This is a genomic window from Brevibacterium sp. Lmc1 (assembly GCF_057654315.1).
The window spans coordinates 3337393-3362240 of sequence record NZ_CM172803.1 but is presented as its reverse complement, the minus strand read 5'-3'; the positions used below and the strand labels follow the sequence as shown (position 1 = coordinate 3362240).

Below are 24848 nucleotides of genomic sequence, written 5' to 3'. Positions count from 1 at the left end.
ACCGTTAGGGCTTAATTGCATCGTTGCAGTGGGGTGTTTTGTCGCGAAGGGTGAGGGATGCCCCAAGTTCCGCCCGTGGCGCATGCATCCGTCACCGGTAGCGGCAATACGTCCTCGGAGTGGCTTCTCCTACCGCGGCAAACGCATCCGACGCACTGAGTGCCATAACACCCCTTTGCAACGGGTCGTTATGGCACTGAGTGGAGGAGTTGCGCGGCCGAGGTGCTGGCGGCCGACACTGGAAACTTGCGTATGCGTTGCGTCCGCAGCCGCCGGTCGCGGCTCTGCGCTACTTGAGGGCGTCGATGACGAAGTCGATGCAGTTAAGCAGTGCCCGCACATCGTCGGGGTCGACGGAGACGAAGGTCGCGATGCGCAGCTGGTTGCGGCCGAGCTTGCGGTAGGGCTCCACGTCGACGACGCCATTGGCCCGCAACACCTTGGCCACAGCAGCAGCATTCACCGACTCATCGAAATCGACGGTGGCCACGACCGACGAACGATCCGCAGCGTCTGCAACATAGGGGTGGGCCGCCTCGGCGGAATCCGCCCAGTCGTAGACGAGCCCGGAGGACTCAGCGGTCCGTTCGGCTGCCCAGGGCAGACCGCCGTTGCCGTTGATCCACTCGATCTGTTCGGCGAGCAGCAGCAGGGTTGCGACGGCCGGAGTGTTGTAGGTCTGGTCCTTGGCCGAGTTCTCGATCGCGGTGACGAGGTCGAGCGAGGTCGGGATCCAGCGTCCGGAGTCCTTGATCTCCTGCGCGCGGGCGATCGCGCGCGGCGACATGATCGACACCCACAGTCCGCCGTCGGAGCCCATGTTCTTCTGCGGGGCGAAGTAGTAGACGTCGGTCTCGGCGATGTCGACAGCCAGTCCGCCGGCACCTGAGGTGGCATCGATGACGACGAGGGCATCCTCGGCGATCCCGGTCGGACGTGCGATCCGAGTGGCCACACCGGTCGAGGTCTCATTGTGGGGCCAGGCGAAGACGTCGGCGGCGGACTCTCCGGTGGCCGCCTCGGCGGGGGAGTCCACGAGACCAGCGGCAGCCAGGGCCTCCGGTGTCGGGATCGCAGCGGTGCCCGGTTCGGCGCCCAGGACGAGGGACGACTTCAGGTGCGGGGCGGTGTCGGTGGCCTTCGCGAACTTCTGTCCGAACTCGCCGAAGGTCGCGTGCGCGGCCCGTTCGCGGACGAGGCCGAAGGCCGCGATGTCCCAGAACACGGTGGATCCGCCGTTGCCGAGCACCACTTCGTAGCCTTCGGGCAGACTGAACAGCTCGGCCAGTCCGGAGCGGATGCGGCCGACTAGGTTCTTCACCGGAGCCTGGCGGTGGCTGGTGCCGAGCACCTCGGTCGCGGCCGAGGTCAGCGCCTCGATCTGGGCGGGGCGGATGCGGGCCGGGCCGGACCCGAAGCGTCCGTCGGCGGGCAGGAGGTTCTTCGGGATCTCAATATTCGTCGCAGTCACGCTCGACATTCTACGGCGGGCCCGCCCGGCGCCTGGCACCGGTCCGTCATGTGACGGACGTGCCGTCTCGACATTCCGAGTCTCGACTGCCCTCGCCGAGGCGGGACCCGGCTCGATCGCCCGCCGAGGCGGGACCCGGCTGACTCGTGTCCGTGCCGCGTCGTAGAGTGAAGACATGAGTGAGCCCGTCGATCGTCTCCCGCAGACCCGGAAGTCCTATGACTCAGCCGTCTTCGAACACCCGGACACCGCACCCCTGGACCTGCTGCGCCAGTGGTACGACGAGGCGGCTGACCATGTCCGCGAACCGAATGCGATGACCGTCTCGACCCTGGACGAATGGGGCCCGAGCTCGCGCATCGTCCTGCTCAAAGGCCTCGACGAGCGCGGACTGCTGTTCTTCACCGACTACGACTCCGCGAAGGGCCGGCAGCTGCGGGCCGACCCCCGCATCGCCGTGAACTTCCCGTGGCAGGACATGGAACGACAGGTCCGCATCCGCGGTGTCGCCGAGGTGGCCGCCCCCGAGGACTCGGACGCCTACTTCGCCGTGCGCCCCCGTGGATCGCAGATCGGGGCGACCGTGTCGAAGCAGTCCCAGCCGGTGACCAGCCGCGAGCAGATGCAGGCCGAATACGATGCAGCGGCGGCCGAGTTCGAGGGTCAGGACGTGCCGCGGCCCGATCATTGGGGCGGATTCCGCGTGCGCGTCTTCGAGATCGAATTCTGGCAGGGTCAGCAGAACCGGTTCCACGACCGGTGGGTCTTCCGCCGCGCCGACAGCAGTCACGACGCGGCCGACCTCGATGACGCCTCGGCCTGGTCGGTCGTCCGCCTCTACCCCTGAGGTTCCTCCCCTGAGCACCGCCGAACTGTGCCGCAGCGCAGCGGAGATCGACAGCACCGTTTCGGAGTGCGGATCAGTGGCGCGCCACTGGTCCACGTCACGGGTCCGTGTTGCAGAACGAATCAGCACAGGGCGCCGGCCACCCAGCACAATGGTCACAACATGCGCACCGCAACCAGGCGCAGACGATGCAAAGGAGCACCCATGACACCCCCAGCATTCAGCACCCAGTACGGACCCGACGCCGTCTTCGACAACCTCATCGGCGGAGCCCGGGTACCCAGCGACGACCGGTCGACGAATACGAACCCGTCCGACCCGTCCGATGTGATCGGCCGCTACGCCCGCGCGGATGCCGCCACGGTCGCCTCGGCGATCGATGCCGCCCGCGCTGCCGCCCCGGCCTGGGCGGACCTCGGTTCACAGCAGCGATTCGCGATCCTCGACAAGGCCGGCAGCCTCATCGCCGAACGCGCCGACGAACTCGGCGATCTGCTCGCCCGGGAAGAGGGCAAACAGCTCGCCGAAGCCAAGGGCGAGGTGCTGCGCGCCTCCCAGATCTTCAAGTTCTTCGCCGGCGAGACCATTCGCAACACCGGTGAGGTCGTCGACTCGGTCCGCCCCGGGCTCATCACCGAGATGACGCACGAGCCCATCGGCGTCATCGGCATCATCACCCCGTGGAACTTCCCGATCGCCATCCCGGCCTGGAAGATCGCCCCGGCTCTGGCCTTCGGCAATACGATCGTGTTCAAACCTGCCGAGCTCGTCCCCGCCAGTGCGTACGCACTGGTCGATATCCTCGCCGAGGCGGGACTGCCCGAGGGGGTCCTCAACCTCGTCATGGGGCCGGGCTCCGTGGTTGGGGACGCACTGACCACCTCGGCGAAGGTCGACGCCGTGACCTTCACCGGATCCGTCGCCGTCGGACGGTCCGTCATCGCATCGGCTGCGGCCCACCAGATCAGAGTGCAGTGCGAAATGGGCGGGAAGAATCCGCTCGTCGTGCTCGGCGACGCCGACCTCGAAGCGGCCGCCGAGGCCGCGATCAACGGAGCCTTCTTCTCCACCGGCCAGCGCTGCACCGCGTCCTCCCGCCTCATCGTCACCTCCGGTGTCCACGACGAATTCGTCGCGCTGCTCAAGGAGAAGATGGCGGCGCTGACCGTCGGAGACGCCCGAGCCGAGGGCGTCGCCATCGGACCCGTGGTCTCCAAGACCCAGCTCGACCAGGACCTCGATTACATCGCCAAGGCCCGAGCCGAAGGCGGGGAGGTCACCGGCGGTGAGCTCATCGACTCGGACACGGAGGGGTACTTCCTCGCGCCCGCACTCGTCACGGGCACGAAGCCGGGCGACACGATCAACGTCGAAGAGGTCTTCGGTCCGGTCGCCTCGGTGATCGAGGTCGCCGACTACGACGAAGCGCTGGCCGTGGCCAACGACACCGAGTTCGGACTGTCCGCGGGCATCTTCACGACCTCCCTGAAATATTCGACCCACTTCAAGCGTTACGCCGATGCCGGGATGGTCATGGTCAATGCTCCGACTGCAGGAGTGGATTATCACGTGTCCTTCGGCGGACGGAAAGGGTCGAGCTATGGTCCCCGCGAACAGGCTCGGGCGGCACGCGAGTTCTTCACAGTGCACAAGACGACCTACACGAACGCGGGCTGAGCCGGGCGGTGCGAATTCTTCCCGAGCGGGCAGATGCAGACCCCGGTCGAGCCGTCAGGCGCTGACCGAGGTCGCCTCCGGGACGGGGCGAATCCTCGAATCACGGGAATTGCTGAACGCACGATAGGATTGGGGCAGATCGCAACGGCCGCGAACGGGTTCGCCTGTGCGGGGCGGGGCAGGGTCGGAACGACCCGAAATGGTGACAACGCCTGAAACGGTCGAAACGACCTGAAGACGAAGAGTGGAGTGGCTGGTCAGAAGTGAACGACCTCATTGATACAACCGAGATGTACCTCAAATCGATCATCGAGCTCGAAGAACAGTCGATCGTGCCTTTGCGTGCCCGCATCGCCGAGCGCCTGGACCATTCCGGCCCCACCGTGTCACAGACCGTGGCGCGAATGGAGCGCGACGGACTGCTCCACGTCGGCAACGACCGCCATCTCGAGCTCACTCCGGAGGGCCGACGGATCGCCACCGACGTCATGCGCAAGCACCGCCTGGCCGAGCGTCTCCTTTCCGATGTCGTCGGACTCGAATGGGAACTCGTCCACGACGAGGCCTGCCGCTGGGAGCACGTGATGAGCGAGCAGGTCGAGCGCAAGCTCGTGACGTTGCTCGCGGAGACCTCCACCGGGCCCTACGGCAACCCGATCCCCGGACTCGACGTCATCGGCGGCGAGGCCTCGAAGACCACCGACGTCATCGACCTCGCCACGGCAGTCGGCCGGGACGGTGCGAAGAAGCTGACGATCGCTTGGCTGGCCGAACCCCTGCAGGTCGATATCCATCTGCTTCAGCAGTTCCAGGTCGCCGGCGTCCTGCCGGGCAGCGACGTCGAAATCTCTCGCAACGGCGAATACATCACCGTGCAGGTGCCCGGCGCGCAGGACGTACTCGACCTGCCGGTCGAGACCGCCTCGCACGTCTTCGCCTACCGAAGCTGAGACGCCCAGAGGCCTCCGCCGATAGCGGCGAGACTGAGTCTCGGTAACGGGACGAGAGGGCGTTTCGGTGACGGCAGCGCTGTGTCTCGATAACGACGAGACCGAGCAACGGTAACGAAAAAGCGGGTGCCCGAACCCCGATTCGTTACAAATGACTGTGATCTCTGACCCAGGGAGTGGATTTTCCACCCCTGGGTCACGTCGTATAACGAGAAAATGTTACGAATATTATACGCCGTTTAAGGCCTCTGACCTGCGGTTTTATGGAAAACATCACGGTTTTCCTCCGGTGGTTGTGACAAAAACGTGACAATCAGTCACCGATTGGTTACAGTTGTGGAGGTCGTTCACGCAATGACGACTGCACAGCGAGAACCGAACGCCGCGCTCGCTGTGGGATACCAAGGACCAAGAGCGGCGGTTGGCCCGGAAAGCCAATAGGTGCGAGAGGGAAAACGTGGCAACTAAGCAGCATGGCCGCCGCGCCGCCGATGCCAAGGTCAAGACTCCACTGACCGAACTCACTGAACTTCTGAACGCCAACTCAGGCGTCTTCGGCCGTCGCGCAGCAGTTGTCGCTGCCAGCGGTGGTCTGCTGACCGCCGCAGTGATGCCGGCCGCCGGCCAGGGAGCCGACGACCAGAGCAAGGTCTCCGCAGAAGCCGAGACCACCCAGAAGGTCGATTTCGAGAACCAGACCGTCACCATCGGCGACGACTCGAAGGACAAGAAGGACGACAAGAAGTCCGATTCCTTCGGTGTCGAGAGCAAGGCCATTACCGCTGAAGCTGCTCCGAAGCCCAAGCCGAAGCCCAAGCCGGTCGAAACCTCCACTCCCTCCTCCGACGAATCCGCCGGAACCTCCGACGACACCGCCAACAGCGGATCGTCCGATTCGGGCGAATCCAAGGACTCCGGCTCGGATGCCGGATCCATCGACGGATCCAAGGCCGAGCAGGTCCTCGCCTGGGCCCAGAAGGGCGTCGGAACCCCCTACGTCATGGGCGGAACCAGCCAGAGCGGCTGGGACTGCTCCGGCTACACCTCGTGGGTCTACAGCCACGTCGGCGTGAACCTGCCCCGCACCTCCGGTGCACAGAAGGGTGCAGGCCAGATCGTCTCGCAGTCCGAAGCCAAGCCCGGTGACCTCATCTGGCACCCCGGCCACGTCGGCATCTACGCCGGTGGCGGACAGATGTACGATGCCGGTTCGCCGAGCTCGGGAACCTCGAAGCGCAGCTACAGCTGGATGGGCAACGTCACCTTCATCCGCGTTCTCTGATCTTCGTTCCGATTGCTCCCCGTGAGACTCGACGGTCCTCGAGTCGCACGGGGAGCTTTCGTATGCCCGGAAACTTCGCGCGCCCGCTCGCGCCTACCAGATTCGGTGAACGGAAACCGAAGTTTCCGTGACGCTAGCCGTATGAATTGGGTCACGGGCGCGCGCGGCGTTACTCTGGAGAAGATTGAGTTCCATAAATGGTGGACACCAAGTGGTGTCAACCGCTGATGCGAAGGAAAGCGGATGGGGCATAGTCGAATAATTCGAATAGCCGCTCCAGTCTCTGGTGCGGAGTACATATCTGTCTCCGTGCCCTCTTTCCCAGGCGTTGTGCCCATGAGCACGGCGCCTTTTGTGTTCCCTGGGGCCGGGGCAGCCGGTTTCGGCCCGATAGAGAAGAAGATGAGGGGCGAGATATGAAGACTCTCGTGCTGAACGCCGGTTATGAACCGCTGTCGATCGTTCCGTTCACACGAGCCGTGGTGCTCGTGCTGACCGGAAAGGCGACAGTTCTGGCCGCAGAGGACATTCCGGTGAGATCCGAGCACATGAGTCTCGATCAGCCCTCCGTCATCCTGCTCACCCGCTATGTGCGCCCGCCGAGCAACCGCCGCGTCTCGCTCTCCCGTCGCGGAGTCCTGCGTCGGGACGGCCACCGCTGCGCCTATTGCTCGAAACCGGCGTACACCGTCGACCACGTCGTCCCACGGTCCCGCGGAGGAGCGAACACCTGGGAGAATCTCGTCGCGTGCTGCCGCGAATGCAACAATCGCAAGGGCAATCGCACTCTCAGTGAGATCGGCTGGAAGCTCAGCTTCCTGCCGCAGGAGCCCCGCCTGGGTCAGCTGTGGATGCGTGGGATCGACAAGCCCGTCGAGAAGTGGCGACCATTCCTCGAATACTCCAGCGCTGCTTGACAACAGCTCCAGCGCCGCCTGAAAACGGGCCATCGTCCCAGATAGGGGACCGTGTTGTCCATATGTTGGCGCAATTCGGATAACGATGTGACATAGGTGAAGTTCTCACCGTCAATGTGCTCTAGGGTGGACGAAACAGAAGTTCGCTTCGACCCAAGGAGCTTGCGATGAGTGAGCAGGATCGCCCACAGAACCCCGACCCGGCCCCGGCCGGTGAGCCCGAAGCCGTCATCGTCGGAATCGACGGTTCGCCGCCGAGCCGCAATGCCCTGGCCTGGGCGATCCAAGAGGCACGCTCCCTGGACCGTCCGATCCGCCTCGTCGGCGCCTACACGATCCCGAGCGTGGCCGCGGCCGCCATCGACGTGTCCTATGTGCCCATCGACGACAGCTCGATCCGTGCGGCCGTGACGAACACGCTCAAGGAGGCCGCCGCCGAGGTGAAGGCCGCCGGTGTTCCCGTCGAGGCGGTCATCGAGATCGGAGACGCCGCCGGTGTGCTCATCGACGAATCGAAGACCGGCTGCCTCACCGTCGTCGGCTCCCGCGGGCGCGGCGGCTTCGCCGGTCGTCTCCTCGGCACGGTCTCGAGCGCTCTGCCGGCGCACTCCGCATGCCCGACAGTCGTCGTCCCCTCCTGCTGGGACAACCAGGCCGAGCGCCCCGCGCACCCGACCTCGTCGCGGCCGATCCGACAGGACGGCGTCGAGGTCGAAACCCACGACCCCAATGCCGAGTCGATCGAAGGTCTGCGCTTCGACGGGAAGGTCGTCGTCGGCGTCGACTCCCTCGGCGCCGAATCCCCGGCGCTGTGGAAGGCGGCCCGATTGGCTGTGCGCCGTGGCTCACCGCTGCACATCGTCGCCGTGATCACCACAACGGTCATCGGTCCCGAGTGGCTGCCGAGCACCGCCGACCTCGAACGCCTCGTCAACGAGGGCGCGGACAAACTCGTCGTCGCCAAACAGCGGCTGGCCGAAGAGTTCCCTGATCTCGACGTCACGTGGACGCTCTTCGACGGCCAGCCCGCCGAGGTGCTCGTCCGAGCCTCTGACACGGCCGAAGTGCTCGTCATCGGCTCGCGTGGCCGCGGCGGATTCGCCGGCCTCCTGCTCGGTTCGACCTCGCAGTCGGTGCTGCCGTACTCGCAGTGCCCGACGATGGTCGTCCGCGTCGCCCGCGATCACGGTCGCCGCAAGAGCAACGAGGCCCCGGCAGAGCCTGGCCTATAGACCCCGCCTGAGTCCGTGAATCCCGATCACGAGGAGCGGATCATTCAGGCCGGAAGACGATCACCGAGGCGGCCGATCGATACGATCGGCCGCCTCGGCGATAGTGGGTCTGGGCGACATCGGCAAGTGGATCTTGCTCGGACAGGTGGTTCTGGCGCCCCCGGGCAGATTCGAACTGCCGACACCCGCTTTAGGAGAGCGGTGCTCTATCCCCTGAGCTACGGGGGCCAGGTGGTCGTCCTCAACCACGATCACCCAGTGTAGCGTAGAAGAAACCTCACTGTTCCACGGTGTGCCAGCACCTATTATGGACAGTTTCTCGTTAGGGTCGAATTGTGTCGGATTCCGTTAGAGACGAACAGTTCCCAGAACTCGGAGATGTCTTCGCCGAGTGGAAGAAGCAGGCTGCCCATCTGGGCGGTCGCGACACCATGCTTCATTTCCGGGACTCCCGTGACGGAAGCATCGACCTCTCCGGCGCCCACCCCTCCGGCCTGGCACAGCTGCTGGCAGGTCGCGCCACCCGACTCTCCAGCCTCATCCGCGACCACGACATCCTCACGGACGCGCGTCGGCGTGCGAAATCCATCCGGTCGAAGGCAGAGCAGCTCGACAACGAACGCGGCATCCGCACCGCCCACCTGGCGCTCGGATTTGCTTCGTGGACGGAAAAGGACGCGAAGTTCAAGTTCAACGCCCCCGTCGTCATGCGCCACATCACGCTGGTGCCTCGTGGGTCCCGAGTCGAGGACTACGAGATCGTGCTCGACAACGAGATCACGATCAACCCCGCTCTCGTCCAGCATCTGCGCGAGGAATACGACCTCGACGTGCCCGTCGACGAATGGGTCGACGCGACCGGCGGACCGCACGGCTTCGACCCCGGCCCGGCTCTCGACCGCCTGCGCGATCTGGGGCAGAACGTGCCCGGTCTGCGGATCAACCACCGCCTGATCATCTCGACGTTCGCGAACATCGCAAACCCGTTCTCCACCGACTACCTGCCTACCCAGCATCCCGTTCTGCGGGCGCTGGCCGGTGACGAGGACGTGCGTGCCTCCCTCGGCGGGCCCTCGTATGTGCCGCAGCCGGGCGTGCTCCCGGACGAGAAGATCGCCGCCGCCGAGAAGGCCGAAGCCGAGCAGAAGCGAACCGAAGCGAAGAGAGTCGCCGGCGTCGCCGCTGCCGCCGAGTCCGCAGACAAGGACACCGAACCCGCAGGCGGCGAGAAGTCGGCGCCTGAAGTGACCTCCGCGGACGCAGCGAAGTCAGGAGCTGAGACCAAGACTGCGGAAACGGCAGAAGGCGACCGCGCCGAGGATGCTGCTGAGTCCGCTGTTGAGTCGGCAACCAGCGGCGAGAAGACCGGTGAGAAAGCTGCGTCCGAGAAGCCTGCGGCCGAGAATGCTTCGTCCGAGGCAGCTACCGGTGCCGCTGATGCAGCGGATGCCGATGCCGATGAGGACTACGGTCAGCCGACCGTGCCGATCACCGACGAACCACTCGATGCCGCAGAGCCGGTCACTGCCGCCGAGTCCGCCGTCGACACGACCACCGACGACGAGAAGACGTCGACCGATGCCGAAGCTGTATCGGCGACCAAGTCTGAGAAGACAGCACCCGCGGCTGAAGCCGACGGTGAAGACGTCGTACCCGCTGCGCTTCAGGAGCCGATCACCCCTCTTCCCGACCGGAAGCCGCAGGAGGAATTCCTCGTCATCGACGTCGACGGTGACCAGCAGGCCGTCGTCGACGCTGCCGTGTCCGGTCACTCCGTCGTCGTCGACACCCCGCCCGGAACCGGTGCCACCCAGGTTGCCGTCGCCGTGGCCACCACACTGGCACACACCGGCAAGAGCGTCCTCTTCCTCGCGCAGACCTCCGATGCGCTCGACGATTTCTCTGCTCGCCTCGGCGAGGTCGGACTCTCCGACTTCGCGGTCGACACCCGCGCTGGTTCGGAAGACATCCGCAAACAGCTCATCGGTCTCATCGCCTCGGCAGAGAAGTCCGAACGCCCGGACCTGTCTCAACTGCTGACCGAACTCAACGAACAGCGGGCGACCCTGGCCGACCACGTCTCCTCCCTGCACCGCAGGCGCAAGCCGTGGGACGTCTCCGTCTACGAAACCATGCAGCACCTCGCCGAACTGACCTCCGGTGATGACTCCCCGCAGACACCGGTGCGCTTCGATGACGATATCCTCGGCGCCAGCGACGACCGCCGGAACATCCTGCGCGGCAAACTCGGTGAACTCGCCGGACTGGGTGCTTTCACCCTCGATGTCGAAGACACCGTCTGGTTCGGAGCCGATCTCAAATCCGTCGAAGAGGCCGAAGCCGCACGCACCGTGGCCGAACGCATCGGTCGGACGATCCCCGACCTCGTCGCTGCCGCCGAACCGGTGCTGCAGAAGGCGAAACTCAATCCGCGCCGCAATGTCGATGACTGGTCCCGCGCCGTCCGCGTGCTCCTGCGCGTGCGCAAGACGCTCGACAACTTCGCACCTGACATCTACGACCACCGCCTCGATGACCTCATCGCCGCCACTGGCACACCCGAATACCGGGCCGATGTCGGCGTCGAGATGGGCATGATGCAGCGCCGTCGGCTGAAGAAGTCGGCCGCGGAGTTCCTCCGGCCCGGCGCCGAGGTGGCTGACCTCCACGAGGCACTCATCGACGTCCGCGCCCAGCGGGTCATCCTTTCGGACCTCGCCGGACATGACGGCCGCCCGCAGATCCCGCGCGGCGTCCTCGAAGCCGACGAGATCCTCCAGAGCGTCGAAGCCGATATGGCCAAGCTCGCCCCGATCCTCGAGACGACGCCGGACGGCGGGGACCTCGGATCGATGCTCATCGAGGAACTTCAGGCACGTGCCGAAGCGATGGGCAGCGATTCGGAGAACCTCGCCGATCTGCCCGAACGGTCCCGCCTGCAGCGTGAACTCGACGGCGAGGGCCTCGGCGATCTCATGGCCGATCTGCGCAGGCGCAAGGTCGACGAGTCACTCGTCGGCCCCGAGTTCGACCTCGCATATTGGGCCTCCGTACTGCAGACCATGGCCGGTGAAGATCCTGCGATCGGCCGCCACGACGGTGCAGCTCTCCACCAGGTGGCCGAAGGCTTCCGCGAGAACGACCGCGCATTCGTCGCCGCCGGTGCCTCCCGACTGCGCTACAACCATGCGCAGGCATGGAAGCGCGGAATCGAATCCGACCCGATCGCCGCCGGAGTCATCAAACAGGAGTTGCTGTCGAAGCACACCTCGACGAAGCGGATCTCCACGCAGGCACCCGAACTGCTGACGACTCTGGCCCCGGTGTGGATGGGCAGCCCGTACACGGTGCCCGAACTCTTCTCCGCTCTGCCTCTCTTCGATGCGGTCGTCATCGCCGATGCCGGACGGCTCTCGGTCGCCGATGTCGTCCCCGGAATCACCCGAGCCCGTCAGGTCATCTCCCTCGGAGACTCCCGCCTGCTCGGACCGCGCCCGTTCTCGATCGCGGTCGATCGCTTCGGCATGGACGACGGGAAACATCCCCGCTCGGTGCAGGACCGCCTCGGCGAGTTCCTGCCGCGGATGCGACTGTCGAACTCCTACCGCTTGTCCCCGGTCGGGCTCATCGACCTGGCCAACCGGCACTTCTACGATTCGACGATTTCGACGCTGCCGACCGCGCATACCGGTGAGGGCAGCGGCCTCGAATTCTCCTATGTCGCCGACGGCAGGGGCCCCACGGACATCGGGACCGGTCGGGTCGAGAGCCCCGACGCCGAGGTCAAACGCGTCGTCGATCTGGTGCTCAAGCACGCGCGGAATCGGTCGCGGGAGTCATTGGCCGTCGTCGCGCTCACCCCGCATCATGCGCAGCGAGTGGCGACGGCGATCTCGCGGGCGATGAAGGATCTGCCGTATGTGGCGGCGTTCTTCAACGATTCTTCGAAGGAACCATTCGTCGTCACCGACGCCGAACGCGTCCAGGGCATGTCGCGCGATGCCGTGATCTTCACCCTCGGCTATGGCCGCACCGTCCACGGTCGCGTCATCCACGACTTCGGTCCGCTCTCCGGGCCGGACGGTCGTCGCATCCTCGCGGCCACGATGACGCGGGCCCGTAAGCGGCTGACCCTGGTCTCGAGCATCGAGGCCGAGGACTTCGATCGCAGCAAACTCAACGGGGGAGCGGTCATGCTCCCGCAGCTGCTCGAGGAGGTCGCGACCGGCGGCGTCCACCAGCCCGGACCGCACGGCGAGATCTACGATCCGCTGTTCAATGACATCGCCGACCGGCTGCTGCAGCTCGGCGTCGTCGCTCACGAACACTACAACGGCATCGACCTGGCCGTGGCGAACTCCACCGAGGACGAGCACGGAATGATCATCGCCGTCGCCGGTGACGGACCCGAATACGCGTCGATGCGCAGCCTGCGCCAGCGGGATCGGGTGCTGCCCGAACAGCTGAGCCGCCGAGGCTGGAAGTTCATGCGCGTGTGGTCGACCGATGCGTTCGTCGACCCGCAGACAGAGACCGAGAAGATCTTCGAGACCTGGCGTGCCACCGTGGAGACGATGAGCCCGCAGGCCGTGCTCAACGCGGCACGTGCCGCGTCGGTGGTCGTCGGCCGCACCGGCAGCCGACCGAAGCTCGTGCCCGGTCTGCCGATGCACAAGTACTCCGCCGAAGGCCTCGATCAGATGATCGACTGGATCCAGTCGGATGCGGTCGTGCGCGGCGACGGTGAGATCAAAGATCTGCTGCGCACCGCCCTGGCGCAGAAGGGCAACTCGAGCCGCGGCGATTCCCAATTGCAGGCCGCCGTCGACCGCTACCGCGAACGCCATGCGCAGGCGAAGAAAGTCACGGGCGCTGAGGTGTTCATCCCACGGTCGAACTCGGCCGGCCCTGTCGAAAACGACATCTTGCCGACCTTCGACACCGGTAAGATCCGTGCCGATGAGCTCCGCTCCGCCGGCCTCGTCCAGACCGCAAGCAATGACCAGGTCCCCGAGGCGGCCGACGAGTCCGCCCACGCTGATTCGGTTGATGCGAAGTCTGACAGTGCCGGTGAGGACAGTGCACGTTCGTCCGCGGAGGCAACTGCCACGCACGACTCTGAGGCCGCCAGTGCAGCTGGGGCCGCCAGCGCGGCTGGGGCCGAGTCCGCAGACTCGGATTCGGCCGACGAAGATTCGACCGCCGCTGACTTTGGCGGGTCGGATTCGGCCGAGGTGGAGTCGGGGGAGTCGGAGTCGGCTGAATCCGGGACAGACGGGACCGCCTCGGCGAAGTCGGGGTCGAAGAACGACGATGCCTGACCGGCCCGCCGGCACCGAGGATGCTGATTGCGGCCGAGAAACGAGCGGCCGCGACCGAAGAACGGTCGATCCCAGTGTCATTGGGGCAGGCGGTGAGCCGGAAGAGCCATCGCACGGGGACGGCGAGTCCGGCGCTGAGCCGGTACAGCCATCACATGGCGACGGCGATGCCGAAACTGATGAGTCTCGGAGGGCCCGGATCGAAGCGGCGAAGCGCCGATATCGAGCGACTCTGCGCAATGAAGCCGACTCCGGTGGCGGCGGCTTCAGCGAGGACGACTACCGTTCGCAGAAGCCCCCGCACTGGTCATAGCTCCTGATCGGTTGCAGACAGCTCAATACGTTTCACACATGAAGAAGGCCCGCTCTCGGATGAGAGCGGGCCTTCTTCGCGATCGGCTGGTGATCAGTGCCGCGGAGGCTGGTTCGGATCGATCGGACCGTCGGTAGCGGGACCCTCGGCAGGTCCGGCAGGCGAGGCAACCTGGTTGCGCAGGATCTCGCGGATGTCGCCGAGCAGATCCTCGGTGGTCGGAGGAACTTCTTCTTCGGGAGCTCCGCGCTTGCGCAGCTCGTTGAGCTTGTTCATCGGCACGATGATGATGAAGTAGACGATGGCGGCCACGATGAGGAAGTTGATGGCCGCAGTGATGACCGCACCGATATCAAGGGTGGCCTCGGGCACGCCTTCCTTGAGCGGGATCTGCAGGGCCGGTCCCTCAGCACCACCGACAGCGGCGATGAGCGGGTTGATGATCTTGTCGGAGAAGGCGGTGACGATGGCGGTGAAAGCGCCGCCGATGATGACCGCTGTTGCGAGTTCGACGACATTCCCCTGGAGAATGAAGTCTCTGAATCCCTTAAGCATTAGAGAAACCCTTTCGGTGTGTGTTCACTGAAATGCTGTTATCGAATAGCTCAATTACGTTCCAATAGTACACATGGGTAACTCATTGTCAGCAGAAATGTTCTGCGAGTCTGATCATCGTATTGACGCTTCGGGTAATCGCTGTGATGCTCCGGGCAATCGGTTTGCAGTGATGAGCGTCCGTCCGGTGAACGCAGACGTCTCCGACCACCGCAGATCAGCAGGGCGGACGGTCCGGCGATGGCATAGCTCAGCGAGGGAGGATCGCAAAGCTGATGGGGAGTCCGGCGAACTCGGCGACACGCCCGGCATCATCGGCGGAGAGGATCACGGAAACAAGTTGTCCTGACTCCGCGGCTATTCCTTCGGGTTTGTCGACGAGGCGGGCGATCGTCACTTTCTCGACGACGACTTCCGACCCGCCGTCGGGCAGGGACGAGAAGAGTCGGATCTTCTGCCCCGGCTGGAGCAGTGCCGCCGAGGCGTCATCGGCCAGACGGATCGGCATGAGCAGATCGCGACTGCCTTTCGGCAGCGCCTGCTGATCGAGAACGATCGACGAGGTCAGAGGTGATCCCTTCGACAACCCCGCCGAGGTTGCCCGTCCCTTCACCTCTTCAACGGACCTGAATGCCTTGTCGGGGACGAGGTCGGAAGGGAACTGAGTGAGAGTGAGGTCCTGGGCCTTGAGCTCGGTTCCGGGCGCCAGGTCCGACTTCGCGACGACGATCGCCGTTCCTGCGCTGCTCGGTGTGAGCACCCAGACGGCAAGAGCGCAGGCGCACGCGAGGCAGACGGCGGCGAGGATGCGCTGCGGCCGAATGCGAGACGGCCGTGACCAGCCAGAAGACGAGGACCGGATGCGGTGGAAGATGCCCATGCGCCGAGTCTGCGGCGGTGCGCGGCCCGCGGCAAGGGTACGGAACTTGCCTGTGGACAGTTCGTGCCGTCCACAGGCGATCGGTGTCTGAGTGACGAGAGGCGGTTCGTCGCGGCATTCGGTCGGCTAGCGGCTGGGAAGGTGCGCCGGCGACCGGCGTTGTTCAGCTTGCGGCTGGGGTGCTCGCTGCCGAGGAGCTGCTCGATGACGAAGTCGACGTGCTGGAGGATTCCTTCGACGACGAGCTCGAGGACTCCTTCGAGGAGGAGTCTGAACTCGAGGAGCTGACGGTGCTCGACTTGCTCGAGCGGGAGTCAGTGGCGTAGAAGCCGGATCCCTTGAAGCTGATGCCCACGGCGCCGAAGACCTTCTTCAGGCGGCCCTGGCATTCCGGGCAGACGGTGAGCGAGTCATCGCTGAAGTCCTGATGAATATCAAAGGCGTGACCACAGCTCTTGCAGGCGTAGGAGTAGACGGGCATTCGAGACCTTTCTTCGACGACAAGATTATAGTGCACGTCGGAACCTCCCCGGAGCACCGGTCCGGGATATGCACAAGGTTATCCACATATCAACACGCGCGAGTGGGTGCTGATTCCCGACGGTCAGGCCGTGAAGATGTGAGTTCCGTCGTCGGTGACGGCCTCCGGGATGCGCAGGTCCCAGACTTCTGCGGCGAGACCCTTGAGGTTGAGCTCGTAGGCGAAGCACACCCCGACAACGCGGGGACCCGAGCCAGGAGCTGCCGAACCAGAAGCTGCCAAACCATTGCGTTCCGAACCAGGGGGCTCGGAACCAGGGGGCTCGGAACCAGGACGTCCCGATCCGAAAACGCCCGACCCGAGAGGCTCGGCCCCGTGCGGGCCGAAGGTCCTGTCGTAGAAGCCGCCTCCGTTTCCCAGCCGAGCACCATCGGTGCCGAAGCCCAGGGCGGGGACGAAGACGAGGTCGAGGCCGATCGTGGGGGAGAGCAGCTGTGCGGCGGTGAGCAGCTCACCATCCCGGGCCGGTTCGCGGATTCCCCATCGGCCCTGCGGTCTCAGGCTGGCCATTGAACCAGTGACCTGGCCGAACATCAAAGGTTCGCCCACCTTGGTGACGACGGGCAGGTAGACGGTGCCGCCGGATGCGAGAAACTGATCGAGTGCCGGGTCGAGGTCCGGCTCTCCGGGCAGCGCCGCATAGGCAAGAAGGGAACGAACCGGTGTTTCTCGGATGAGGTCCCACGCAGCGGCCGCCACCGTCCCCGCAGCCGCCGTGGTCCCCGGAGTCGCCTCGATGAGGGAGCGGTCTGCGCGAGCTGCGCGGATGCGGGACCGCAGCTGCGCCTTCGAAGTTTGTGAGTCCACGCATTTCAGACTAACCGGGGTTGGCGGATTCGTTAAGATGACTTCATGAGTGATGAAGTGCAGCGCACCGTTCGCAAGGCCGTGATCCCCGTCGCCGGTCTCGGAACTCGGTTCCTCCCCGCCACGAAAGCCACCCCCAAAGAGATGCTCCCGGTCGTCGATAAGCCGGCGATCCAGTACGTCATCGAGGAAGCCGTCGATGCCGGTCTGCAGGACGTTCTCATGATCACCGGTCGGAACAAGCGGCCGCTGGAGGATCATTTCGACCGGGTTGACGGGCTCGAGGCAGCGCTCGCGCAGAAGGGCGACGACAAGAAGCTCGCCGCGGTGCGCCATCCCTCGGAACTCGCTGATATCCACTATGTGCGCCAGGGCGACCCCAAGGGACTCGGCCATGCCGTGCTCAAGGGGCGTCAGCATGTGGGCAATGAGCCGTTCGCGGTCCTCCTCGGTGATGACCTCATCGATGAGCGCAGCCCGATCCTGCCGAAGATGATCGAGGTCGCGGAGAAGACCGGCGGCAGTGTCGTCGCCCTCATGGAGGTTCCGCCCGAGGCGATCCACCTCTACGGCTGTGCCGCCGTCGAGTCCACTGCTGACGACGAGGTCGTCAAGGTCACCGACCTCGTCGAGAAGCCCGCCACCGAGGATGCTCCGTCGAATCTCGCCATCATCGGCCGCTACGTGCTGGCGCCGGAGATCTTCGATGTCCTCGAGACGACGAAGCCGGGACGCGGCAACGAGATCCAGCTCACCGATGCCCTGCAGGAGCTCGCCGGAGACGACGAGGGCCACGGCGTCTACGGAGTCGTGTTCAAGGGCGCTCGCTACGACACGGGAGACAAGCTCGACTACCTCAAGGCCGTTGTGCAGATCGCATGCGACCGGGAGGACCTCGGCGACGATCTCAAAGCGTGGCTGCGCGAGTTCGTGCCGACGCTGGACTGAGCGCCGACACGGCTCCGAGCCGACCGTCCTGGTTCAGCCCATCCGGGCAGACCGACCTTGATCCCGAGAGCGAGGGCAGCCGTGTGTGGCCTGTCATCCTGACTGATCGACAGTCCGATATCGTGCTGCGACCGCTGCGCCGCCGCGACGAAGAGGCCTGGCGAGAGGTCCGCCGATTCAACCGCGACTGGCTGCGCCCGTGGGATGCGACCCTGCCTGCGCCGGGCCAGGAGCTGCCGGGGTTCCGCACGATGGTGCGGATGCAGGACAAACAGGCCAAACGCGGGCAGACCGTGCCGTTCGCCATCGAGGTCGACGGGAACTTCCGCGGACAGATCACCGTATCGGGACTGAGCTGGGGTTCGATCCTGTCCGGGCAGATCGGTTACTGGATCGACTCGCGCGTGGCCGGGCGCGGTATCACCCCGGTCGCCGTGGCGATGGCCGCCGACCACTGCTTCTTCGCCCTCGGACTCCACCGCATCGAAATCAACATCCGCCCGGAGAACACCGCGAGCCTGCGCGTGGTCGAGAAGCTGGGTCTGCGCGATGAGGGGCTGCGCGAGAAGTACATGCACATCGATGGGCAGTGGTGCGACCACCGCACCTTCGCCCTCCTCGCCGAGGAGGTCCCTCAGGGTCTGCTGGCCGCATACCGGCACGGCACCGGCGGGTGGTAGGCGCGAACCGGGGACGTCCAGCCGCCACCTGGGAATTCGGTGAACTTCGCCCCAGTTTGACCGACACACCTCGCGTCTTCACGACTTCCCTGATGCCTGCAACTTAGGGTGGCATTGTGGACACCAGCATCATCGTCGTCATCGCCATCGTCGTGGTCTTCGCCGTTGCTGTGCCCGCAATGATTCGGAAGTCCGCGACGGATCTCTCGCGCGTCGAAATCGACACGGTTCCGGACAATGCGGCCGTCGTCTCTGCCGAGACAGCCATCCCCGGGCACGACCATTCGGAGCGCATCCAGGTCTTCCACGACAAACCTCGGAAGGTGCCGTCGGTTCCGACCCCGGACGTCTCACAGGAAGTCGAGGCCCCGAAGCTGAGTCTCTCGGCCTCCACTCCCGAGCTCGCCGTCATCGACGGTCACGCCGAAGCACACACCATCACCGAGGCTGCCGAGCACGCCCAGCTCAACGTCCTTCCCGTTGCGGTCGGTGAAACTTACTCCTCCCTGTCCGCCGACCATGCGGCCGTCGGTCGCAGTGTTGTCGTTTCCAGCGTAGGCGTCGGCACTGACACAGGTGTTCGTGCAGGCGCTGCCACTGACAATGTGCGACTGCTCCACCCCGCGGTCCATGCCGTCTTCAACGACAGCGGCCGCTCCGTCGGGCAGTCGGACAGACAGGGCCGTTCGCCACAGGCCCATCCGCCGCACTCGACCGGCGCCGGTCACGCGGCGTCGACGAACCGGACGGTTTCGGGCGGTGCCGGTCCGGCTCCTCACGGCGGCGGACCACGCGAGGGCCAGTCCCGGACGGGACGCGGCGGCCACCTCGGCGAGGGGATGGCCGGCACAGATGGACAGAACCGACAGATTTCCAATCCGACCATCGGAACCGATGAGGAACATGCGATGACCGAGCAAGCCACGACCCTGCGGGAGTCACTGAAGTCGCTGAACACCATGGTCAGGGGCTTCTCCCTGGTCTTCCTCGCCTCGGTTCTCGGCATCCTTGTGTCGAGTGTGCTCGCGGCCTTCTCGGTCGTGCACATCGCCTTGGCCGGTGTCTTCCTCGGGCTCGCGGTCGTCACTCTCTTCCTCGTGCGCACGCTCAATCTGCGCAAGCGGGAGACGAAGAAGAAGCTGCGACGTCTGCAGGAGACCGCACGGTCACGGTCAGCGGGCCAGCCGAAGCGTGCCGCTGAGCCGGAGCGCGCCGCCAAGGTCGAGCGTGCCGCCGAGCCGAAATCGGCCGAACCGTCGACTGCCACGGCACGACAGACTGCCACAGCCAGGACGACTGATGCTCAGCCTGTAGCTGGATCGCAGCCAGCTCGCACGGGCGCGAAGTCCGCGAAGTCGCAGACCGTTCCGGTCAAGCAGCAGCCTCGCACGGCCCCGGCATCGACCTCGAGCGGAACCGCTGCCCGGATCGCCGCGGCCGCCCAGGGCACAAGCGCGGCGGCGAAGGCCGCGCAGGCTCGCGCTGCGATGAACCGCTCCGCCGCGGCGAAGAAGTCCCGCGAAGAGGCCGACACCGGAGAGATCCCGCTCGTGCGCATCCGCAAGGAAGCCGCCGAGGGCCACACCACGCGCCAGGTCCTCCTCACCGGACCGATCCCGGTCGTGAAGGAGAACGCCACCGCAGACGGTGACGCGACTTCCGCCGAGGTGGCCGCCGGCTCGGAGGCCGCCTCGACGTCGGGCACCGTCGTCACCGCGGAATCAACGTCGACGGCAGAGCCGAAGGCGACGGGTACCAACATCGACCGCGAGAACGATGCCGACGCCGCCTCGGCGACGTCTGCAGAAAAGGCTCGGACCGAGTCCACCAAGACCCCGGTCTCGCTCGGAGCCGACCTCCTCACTGAGACCGAAACCGTCGCAGATGCGGCCGGTCGAAAGGAAGTCGATGCGGATGTGCACGCTGCACTTGATGCGGCGGCTCGCACGGTCGATGACCCGTTCATGCAACGCCTGAAATCGCGCGACGGCTGGTCGCCGACTCCGCTGCCGGTGCCCAGCTATGTCGACGCACCCGAAGCCGAGCATCCGGTGCCCTCGGCATCGGCGGCCGATGCCAGCTCGTACGAAACCGAGGCCCGCAGCCGTGAAGATATCGCGGCTCAGTTCGCCGAAGAGCTCGGCTACCGGCCGGAACTCAGCGACTCCGCCCGCGAGGAAGGACCCCTTGGCCACGGGCGCAAGGCGATCCGGACGACGAAGGCCGCCGACCTCGGTGCCGTCAACGACGTTCTCGCTCGCCGGCGCGCGTGAAGCCCCGAAGTCGCTGAAGCGAGGTCCGCACGGATTTCGCGATGCCGACGCAGAAGCCCCGCCAATCGGCGGGGCTTCTGCATGCCAGGGTTACGGTGTCCACGAGGGTGAGTCACTGGCAGCCAGCTTCACGACAGATAGCACCCGTTCTAAAGCGTGCTGTCTGCCGTGGAGGGTGCCGCCAGCGATCAGGCGCTGAAGACCGACCAGCAGATCGCATCGCGGCGTGCCTGATCTTCCAGCACGAGTTCGCGGACTTCATTCGGCAGCCGGTCACGCTGCCAGTCGCGTTCGGCACGACCGGCCCCAAGGTCCTTCCCCGATGTCCCTCGGACCGCTTTGATCGCGTAGGCCGCCGCCCCCAGATCGTGTTCGGCGACGTGTCCGACACAGGCCGACTGCCCCGCCGCATAAGCGGCGAACCGGGGTGGCCCACGCAAGGGTCGTGCCGCACCCATGGCATGACCGCCGAGAGCGCGAGCCTCCATCATCGGCATTTCACCAGCTGCCCACGCCCGGGCGGCGGCAATGGCTTCGCGAGGTCGCTCATCCTCGGGGCAGACGGCTTCGAAGAACGGCAGGACGTGTTCGGCGCAGTCGGCGGCCCACAGCGCGAGAAGACGGTGGTCGGCATCGGTGAGGGAGCCGCCTCGGCGAATCGTGATCATCCGAGGATCTCGGACCTCCGGCAGGATCACGGATGAACCCGGACGACCACCCTTGCGGCGGGGCAGCTGTTCGTCATTGGGAGCGCCCGCCGAAGTCCTCAGCGATCGACGCCGCGACGGCCTGTAGGCGTGGGACGACGTCGTCCTCGATCGAGAGTCCACGCAGATGGGACGTGTGCAATGAGACATTGAGCGCGGCCAAGGTGGTATCGCCTCGGCGGACGGGCACGGCCAATCCTCGCAGCCCCTCGTCGAGCTCCTGCGATACGAGGCACCATCCCTGTTCGCGGATGCGCTCGAGCTCCCTGCCGAGCTCCTCCCTGGACGACACTGTCCTGTCGGTGAATGTGGAGATCTCGGTGCGGTCGAGGAAAGCCTGCCGATCCCTCGGCGGCAGCTCGGAAACGAGGATCCGGCCCATCGACGTCGCCCAGGCGGGCAGTCGATTGCCGAGATTGACGGTGACGGTGTGCAGCCGCGGAGCAGTGGCGCGGGCGATGTAGACGATATCGTCCTCATCGAGGATGCTCAGCGTCGCGGATTCGTCGAGATCGTTCGCGAGCCGGTTGAGATGGGGCTGAGCGACCTTCGGAAGGTCGAGCCCGGCGAGGAACCCTGCACCGATGTCGAGCACGCGCGGGGTGAGCGAGAACTGGGTGCCGTCACTGCTGAGATACCCGAGATCGACGAGCGTGAGAAGGAACCTGCGGGCAGCAGCCCGAGTCAGACTCGTCGCCTCGGCAACCTGAGTGACCGTCAGTCGCGGATCGTCAGAAGTGAACGCCAACAGCACCGACAGCGTCTTTTCGGCAGACTTCACGTAATGGTCGCCGGTCGACGCATCTGCTCCTGAATTCTTCTCTGACTTCACCGTCCCAGGGTATCGGCAAGGTCCGATCCATTCTGCATTGTGCGCTATGTGCACATATGTACGTTTACCGCACATCGTGATACTGTGATCTGCGACAAGCACGAGCACGCCCTCATCGCGGAGGAACCGCGAGGCCATCATTCGAAGGGGAATGTCATGTCAGCACCGGACAGCACGCACGCGGGAGCCTCCGCGGAACTCAAGCGGGCCAGGCGGGCCGCCGCCGGGTCGTTCATCGGCGCAGTCGTCGAATGGTACGACTTCCTCCTCTACGGAATCGTCGCCGCACTGGTCTTCGGGGAGCTCTTCTTCCCCGACTACAGTTCCCATGCGGGAACACTCGCCGCATTCGCGACCTTCGGCGTCGGATTCATCTTCCGCCCGCTCGGCGGCATCATCTTCGGCCACTTCGGCGACCGCCTCGGGCGCAAGTCCATGCTCGTGTGGACGATGACGATCATGGGCGTGGCCACTGCTCTCATCGGATTCCTGCCGACCTACCAATCCGTCGGCTGGCTCGCTCCTGCCTTGCTGGTGCTGCTGCGTTGCATCCAGGGGATCGCCGTCGGCGGGGAATGGGGCGGTGCGGCGCTCATGGCCGTCGAAAGCGCACCGTCGAAGCTGCGGGCATTCTTCTCCAGCGGAGTGCAGATCGGATATTCTTTCGGCCTGCTGCTGGCCACCGGGCTCGTGGCTCTGCTCAGCAGCAATTTCTCCGCTGAGGCATTCCTCGCCTGGGGTTGGCGCATTCCGTTCTTCTTCAGCGCCGTCCTCGTCCTCGTCGGGCTGTGGATCCGTGCAGGCGTCGAGGAATCCGAGGAGTACGTCGAGCGTGTGAAGAATGCGAAGACCGACAAGACCGCGAAGCTGCCGATCTTAGAGGCCTTCAAACGCTATCCCGCACAGATCTTCCAGATCGTCGGCCTGCGGTTCATCGAACTGCTGACCATGTACATCGTCACGACCTTCGCTCTGTCGTATTCGACCGAGCAGCTCGGGCTCGATCGACAGATCATGCTCAACATCACGCTCCTCGTCGGCGGTCTCGGCATCGTCACGATCCCTGCCTTCGCCTACCTCTCCGACCGCTACGGACGACTGCGGGTCTACCTCACCGGCGGCGTCATCGGCCTCGTCAGCGCGGTCCCGTTCTTCCTCTTCCTCGAGGCCGGCAACATCGTCGGCATCGTCATCTTCGCCGTGCTGCTCATCAACATCGCCCACGATGCCGTCGTCAGCGTCCAGCAGCCGCTGTTCGCCGAGATGTTCAGCCCAGAATTCCGCTACAGCGGAGCGGGCGTCGGATACCAGCTCGCCAGTGCCATCGCTGGCGGCTTCACCCCCTTCATCGCGACATTCCTCGTCGGGCTCGGCAACGGGACCTGGTACCTCGTGGCGGCCTACCTCGGGGGAGGCTGCCTCATCTCGATCTCGATCGCCATGCACCTCGTGCGCAAATGGCAGATCGGCCGCCGCGCCGAACGCTCCACTGTCGAATCCACTCAGGTCGTGTCCGCCTGATGGTTCGCCGCCCCTCTTTCGCCGCCGCCATGCCGACCGCTGAGAAGCGCGTCGAAGCGAAGTCTGTCTCGAGCGGAACGATCCGGTCTGTCGAGATCACCGCGCCAGGTCGCGTCGAGGTCCTCACTCGACCGGGACCGCCTGGGCGCCCTGCCTCCGGGCATGTGAGGGTGCGGATGCTCGCGGTGGGAATCTGCGGCACCGATCTCAGCCTGGCCTCCGGTTCGCGGACGCCTCCCGAGCTGCCGTGGCGACTCGGACACGAAGGTATCGGAGAGGTCATCGAGGTGGGGCGCGGGGCCGAGGAATGGGCGATCGGCGACAGAGTCGCGCTTGAACCCAACATCACCTGTGGGCGGTGCGAGTACTGTCTTCGGGGCATGACCTCGGCATGTGTCTCCCGGCTGAGCGCCGGCGTGCTCACTCAGCCGGGATTCCTCGCCGAGGTGGTCGACCATCCCAGCGGATTCTGCCACCGCGTGCCGGCTGGGATACCTGTGGAGCGCGCCGTATGCGCCGAACCGTTGGCGGTTGCTGCTGCGGCGATCCGACGTACCGAGCTGCATGGAGGGGAAGACGTCCTCATCATCGGTGCCGGAGCTCAAGGACTATTGGCAATACTCGTTCTCGTGGATCTCGGCTATCGTCCCTGGGTGAGTGAACCGGACGAGACCCGGCTCCGATTAGCGGTCGAGCTCGGAGCCCGGGCATTCGTCCCCAGCGCCGGCCCGGCACCTCAGGTCGTCATCGATGCGGCCGGAGTCTCAAAGGGACTCGCCGCAGTCGTCGACCAGCTCTCTCCTTTCGCAAAGGTCACAATCGTCGGAGAGGATCAGGACCGCCTCGGCGCGTCGAGCTTCGATATCGTCCAACGGCAGCTGAGCATTCGTGGCTCTTTCATCTACGAACATCCGAATGACATGGCGACAGCGGTGGCGATGCTCAACGAACTGCCGTCTGAAGGAATAGTGGGCCCGGGCCTTTCGCTCAATGATCTGCCAGAATTTTTCGCGAGGAGAAGAGCAAGTCGGCCCGGAGTGAAGCAGTGGGTGGATCTGCAGGCGTGACTCAATAGCGCACACGGGCATTTTCAG

At 65.3% G+C, this 24848-nt stretch carries 19 protein-coding genes and 1 tRNA gene; 12 read left to right on the top strand and 8 right to left on the bottom strand.

Translation table 11 applies throughout. The features are described 5' to 3' along the window. Nucleotides 1–289: 289 nt before the first annotated feature. Nucleotides 290–1471: a phosphoserine transaminase gene (serC, locus tag AC239G_RS15040; protein ID WP_487489199.1), complete on the bottom strand. Its 1182-nt coding sequence runs from the start codon at nt 1469–1471 to the stop codon at nt 290–292. Nucleotides 1472–1646: 175 nt separating this feature from the next. Between serC and pdxH the strand changes: the two genes are divergently transcribed. From pdxH to AC239G_RS15010, 6 genes are all read left to right on the top strand, one after another. Further along, nucleotides 1647–2318: a pyridoxamine 5'-phosphate oxidase gene (gene pdxH / locus AC239G_RS15035; protein ID WP_139468168.1), complete on the top strand. Its 672-nt coding sequence runs from the start codon at nt 1647–1649 to the stop codon at nt 2316–2318. 204 nt (nt 2319–2522) lie between these two features. Further along, entirely contained in the window at nt 2523–3995 is a 1473-nt protein-coding gene (locus AC239G_RS15030; protein ID WP_487489198.1) for an aldehyde dehydrogenase family protein, read from the top strand. 263 nt (nt 3996–4258) lie between these two features. Beyond that, complete coding sequence (locus tag AC239G_RS15025; protein ID WP_139468170.1) at nt 4259–4945, top strand: iron-dependent transcriptional repressor DtxR; 687 nt, start codon at nt 4259–4261, stop codon at nt 4943–4945. 457 nt (nt 4946–5402) lie between these two features. Beyond that, entirely contained in the window at nt 5403–6227 is an 825-nt protein-coding gene (locus AC239G_RS15020; protein ID WP_139468171.1) for a C40 family peptidase, read from the top strand. 416 nt (nt 6228–6643) lie between these two features. Beyond that, nucleotides 6644–7144, top strand: coding sequence for an HNH endonuclease (locus AC239G_RS15015; protein WP_139468172.1), 501 nt, complete (start codon nt 6644–6646; stop codon nt 7142–7144). Nucleotides 7145–7311: 167 nt separating this feature from the next. Continuing rightward, a complete protein-coding gene (locus AC239G_RS15010) occupies nt 7312–8376 on the top strand; it encodes a universal stress protein (protein WP_139468173.1) in 1065 nt (354 codons plus the stop codon). 152 nt (nt 8377–8528) lie between these two features. Here the strand turns inward: AC239G_RS15010 and AC239G_RS15005 are convergent. Continuing rightward, a tRNA-Arg gene (locus tag AC239G_RS15005) sits at nt 8529–8604 on the bottom strand. Between the two features lie 107 nt (nt 8605–8711). Between AC239G_RS15005 and AC239G_RS15000 the strand changes: the two genes are divergently transcribed. After that, on the top strand, nt 8712–13697 hold the full coding sequence (locus AC239G_RS15000; protein ID WP_487489197.1) for a DUF4011 domain-containing protein: 4986 nt from the start codon (nt 8712–8714) through the stop codon (nt 13695–13697). A gap of 406 nt (nt 13698–14103) precedes the next feature. Here the strand turns inward: AC239G_RS15000 and mscL are convergent, their stop codons facing one another. The 4 genes from mscL to AC239G_RS14980 form a co-directional block, all read right to left on the bottom strand. After that, complete coding sequence (gene mscL, locus AC239G_RS14995) at nt 14104–14565, bottom strand: large conductance mechanosensitive channel protein MscL (protein WP_062862383.1); 462 nt, start codon at nt 14563–14565, stop codon at nt 14104–14106. 250 nt (nt 14566–14815) lie between these two features. Beyond that, nucleotides 14816–15445 (bottom strand): SAF domain-containing protein, encoded by a 630-nt coding sequence (locus AC239G_RS14990; RefSeq protein ID WP_487489196.1) that lies wholly within the window; start codon nt 15443–15445, stop codon nt 14816–14818. 163 nt (nt 15446–15608) lie between these two features. Continuing rightward, complete coding sequence (locus tag AC239G_RS14985) at nt 15609–15926, bottom strand: FmdB family zinc ribbon protein (protein WP_139468176.1); 318 nt, start codon at nt 15924–15926, stop codon at nt 15609–15611. A 123-nt stretch (nt 15927–16049) separates the two neighbouring features. Continuing rightward, nucleotides 16050–16793, bottom strand: a complete 744-nt coding sequence (locus tag AC239G_RS14980; RefSeq protein WP_487489195.1) for a 5-formyltetrahydrofolate cyclo-ligase — start codon at nt 16791–16793, stop codon at nt 16050–16052. A 45-nt stretch (nt 16794–16838) separates the two neighbouring features. On the opposite strand from AC239G_RS14980, the gene galU reads away from it, so the two are divergent. The 3 genes from galU (at nt 16839) to AC239G_RS14965 (ending at nt 20694) form a co-directional block, all read left to right on the top strand. Continuing rightward, the gene (gene galU, locus AC239G_RS14975; RefSeq protein WP_139468177.1) at nt 16839–17741 is read left to right on the top strand and encodes a UTP--glucose-1-phosphate uridylyltransferase GalU; all 903 of its coding nucleotides are present in this window, start codon (nt 16839–16841) and stop codon (nt 17739–17741) included. A gap of 83 nt (nt 17742–17824) precedes the next feature. Beyond that, entirely contained in the window at nt 17825–18421 is a 597-nt protein-coding gene (locus tag AC239G_RS14970; RefSeq protein WP_139468299.1) for a GNAT family N-acetyltransferase, read from the top strand. A 116-nt stretch (nt 18422–18537) separates the two neighbouring features. Further along, the gene (locus AC239G_RS14965; RefSeq protein WP_487489194.1) at nt 18538–20694 is read left to right on the top strand and encodes a hypothetical protein; all 2157 of its coding nucleotides are present in this window, start codon (nt 18538–18540) and stop codon (nt 20692–20694) included. 188 nt (nt 20695–20882) lie between these two features. Here AC239G_RS14965 and AC239G_RS14960 read toward each other — a convergent pair whose 3' ends face one another. Continuing rightward, on the bottom strand, nt 20883–21362 hold the full coding sequence (locus AC239G_RS14960; RefSeq protein WP_482400711.1) for a putative immunity protein: 480 nt from the start codon (nt 21360–21362) through the stop codon (nt 20883–20885). Between the two features lie 73 nt (nt 21363–21435). Then, a complete protein-coding gene (locus AC239G_RS14955) occupies nt 21436–22233 on the bottom strand; it encodes an IclR family transcriptional regulator domain-containing protein (RefSeq protein ID WP_248283913.1) in 798 nt (265 codons plus the stop codon). A gap of 156 nt (nt 22234–22389) precedes the next feature. On the opposite strand from AC239G_RS14955, the gene shiA reads away from it, so the two are divergent. Then, the gene (gene shiA, locus AC239G_RS14950) at nt 22390–23754 is read left to right on the top strand and encodes a shikimate transporter (RefSeq protein ID WP_420095619.1); all 1365 of its coding nucleotides are present in this window, start codon (nt 22390–22392) and stop codon (nt 23752–23754) included. Further along, nucleotides 23754–24821: a zinc-dependent alcohol dehydrogenase gene (locus AC239G_RS14945; protein ID WP_487489193.1), complete on the top strand. Its 1068-nt coding sequence runs from the start codon at nt 23754–23756 to the stop codon at nt 24819–24821. The genes shiA and AC239G_RS14945 overlap by 1 nt, the downstream gene beginning before the upstream one ends. The last annotated feature ends 27 nt before the right edge of the window (nt 24822–24848 follow it).

Excerpts from the sequence above, each read along its gene's own strand:
- AC239G_RS14945 (WP_487489193.1), top strand. The coding sequence starts at position 23,754 with ATGGTTCGCCGCCCCTCTTTCGCCGCCGCCATGCCGACCGCTGAGAAG.
- shiA (WP_420095619.1), top strand. The coding sequence starts at position 22,390 with ATGTCAGCACCGGACAGCACGCACGCGGGAGCCTCCGCGGAACTCAAG.
- AC239G_RS15015 (WP_139468172.1), top strand. The coding sequence starts at position 6,644 with ATGAAGACTCTCGTGCTGAACGCCGGTTATGAACCGCTGTCGATCGTT.
- mscL (WP_062862383.1), bottom strand. The coding sequence starts at position 14,565 with ATGCTTAAGGGATTCAGAGACTTCATTCTCCAGGGGAATGTCGTCGAA.
- AC239G_RS15010 (WP_139468173.1), top strand. The coding sequence starts at position 7,312 with ATGAGTGAGCAGGATCGCCCACAGAACCCCGACCCGGCCCCGGCCGGT.
- AC239G_RS14960 (WP_482400711.1), bottom strand. The coding sequence starts at position 21,362 with ATGATCACGATTCGCCGAGGCGGCTCCCTCACCGATGCCGACCACCGT.
- AC239G_RS14990 (WP_487489196.1), bottom strand. The coding sequence starts at position 15,445 with ATGGGCATCTTCCACCGCATCCGGTCCTCGTCTTCTGGCTGGTCACGG.
- AC239G_RS15030 (WP_487489198.1), top strand. The coding sequence starts at position 2,523 with ATGACACCCCCAGCATTCAGCACCCAGTACGGACCCGACGCCGTCTTC.
- AC239G_RS14985 (WP_139468176.1), bottom strand. The coding sequence starts at position 15,926 with ATGCCCGTCTACTCCTACGCCTGCAAGAGCTGTGGTCACGCCTTTGAT.
- pdxH (WP_139468168.1), top strand. The coding sequence starts at position 1,647 with ATGAGTGAGCCCGTCGATCGTCTCCCGCAGACCCGGAAGTCCTATGAC.
- galU (WP_139468177.1), top strand. The coding sequence starts at position 16,839 with ATGAGTGATGAAGTGCAGCGCACCGTTCGCAAGGCCGTGATCCCCGTC.